Below are 1,500 nucleotides of genomic sequence, written 5' to 3' on the forward strand. Positions count from 1 at the left end.
CGCTCTTCCGATCTGCGCCGCGCCGCCACCGTCTTCCGGCCGTTCAACCCGGCGCGCATCCCCCCTCTTCCGCGGCTCCGGCGCCGGCCGCGGACGCACGCGACGGCGTCGCCTGCGCCCGCGCGTACTGACCCGGCGACAGCCCGGTCACGCTGCTGAACACGCGCGTGAAATGGCTCTGGTCGAAGAAACCGAGCGCCGCGGCGACGCGCGACAGGCTTTGCGTTCCGCCGCTCGCGAGCAGGTACTTGGCCATCGCGACCCGTTCGTTGCGCACGTACTGCATAGGGCTCATGCCCGTGCGTGCGCGGAACAGGCGCGCGAAATGGAAGCGGCTGATGCAGGCCGCCGCAGCCAGGCGCGGCAGCGACAGGTTCTCGGCGAGATTCGCGCGGATGCAGTCGTTCACGCGCTGCAGCGCGCGGTCGCTGAGGCCGCGTCCGCGCGACGGCGGGCGGTACGGTACGACGGGGGATTTCTGGGGCGGGCTCATGGTCGCGGGAACGTCAGTCGGCGGCGCCCGAACAGGCGCGCATCCAGGGAATAGGCGCCGGGGCCGAGCAGGCCCAGCGCCGCGGCATGGAACACGGCGATCGCTGCCGGCAGCGGCGCGAACGCGCCCAGCGCCGCCTGCAGCAGCGCCAGCGCGACGCCGAGCGCGGCGAACCAGGGGGTCAGCAGGCCGGCCATCAGCGCAGCGACCGGCAGCAGTGCGGCGACGCGCAGCGGCGTGTCGAGGTCGGCGGTCTGCTGCACCACGGCCGCGGCGACGCCGATGCGCAGCAGCGCGAGGCCGCAGCCCGGCAGTCCCTGCGGAAAGATGGAAAACAAGCGCTGCATCGTGTGAGGCTATGGCGGCCGCGCCGTCGCGGCATCACTGATTCGCGGGGCCGGCGGCTACCTCTTTCGAGGGATGCCGCGGCAGCGCCGGCGTGTACAGTCTTCGGATCGAGCGCGGCCGCGCGGGAGGACATGTGATTGCTGCCAGCTCCAGCGCCGCGCCGGGCCGCTGCGGCCTGCTGTTCTGCGCGCTGCTCGCTCCGGTGCTGGCCTCGGGCACGGATCCGGCCGCCGCCGCGCGCGACCCGCTGGCCTCGCCGCAGTACCACCACACCGCCTGGAGCCTGCAGGAAGGCGCGCCGCCGGACATCTGGGCGCTGGCCCAGCGCCGCGACGGCTATCTCTGGCTCGGCACCGGCAACGGCCTGTTCCGCTTCGACGGCGTCGCGTTCGAGCGCTATGCGCCGCCGCCGGCGCAGCGCCTGGCCAACAGCAACATGACGGCGCTGTACGTCGCTGCCGACGACGCGCTCTGGATAGGCTTCCAGCCCGGCGGCATCAGCGTGCTGCGCGACGGGCGCTGGCAGCACTACGACGCCTCGGCCGGCGCGCCGGCGACGATGACCACGGCCTTCGCCGAAGACCGCGCCGGCACGCTCTGGGCCGCGGCCACGCGCAGCGGCCTGCTGCGCTTCGACGGCGCGCGCTGGCAGCGCGTCG

Annotated in this window: 3 protein-coding genes; 1 reads left to right on the forward strand and 2 read right to left on the reverse strand. The window is 74.0% G+C overall.

The window, feature by feature from the left end; all coding sequences use genetic code 11:
• Positions 1-43 precede the first annotated feature (43 nt).
• Entirely contained in the window at positions 44-493 is a 450-nt protein-coding gene (locus NON22_RS24210; protein ID WP_257389543.1) for a helix-turn-helix domain-containing protein, read from the reverse strand.
• Entirely contained in the window at positions 490-840 is a 351-nt protein-coding gene (locus tag NON22_RS24215; RefSeq protein WP_257389544.1) for a hypothetical protein, read from the reverse strand. The genes NON22_RS24210 and NON22_RS24215 overlap by 4 nt, the downstream gene beginning before the upstream one ends.
• A gap of 134 nt (positions 841-974) precedes the next feature.
• Here NON22_RS24215 and NON22_RS24220 point away from each other — a divergent pair.
• A partial coding sequence (locus tag NON22_RS24220; protein WP_343231957.1) for a ligand-binding sensor domain-containing protein occupies positions 975-1,500 on the forward strand: 526 nt, incomplete at its 3' end.

The organism is Tahibacter caeni (assembly GCF_024609805.1).
Classification (GTDB): Bacteria; Pseudomonadota; Gammaproteobacteria; order Xanthomonadales; family Rhodanobacteraceae; genus Tahibacter; species Tahibacter caeni.

What these genes read in the sequence shown, in the direction of transcription:
- NON22_RS24210 (WP_257389543.1), bottom strand. Translation starts at nt 493, where the DNA reads ATGAGCCCGCCCCAGAAATCCCCCGTCGTACCGTACCGCCCGCCGTCG.
- NON22_RS24215 (WP_257389544.1), bottom strand. Translation starts at nt 840, where the DNA reads ATGCAGCGCTTGTTTTCCATCTTTCCGCAGGGACTGCCGGGCTGCGGC.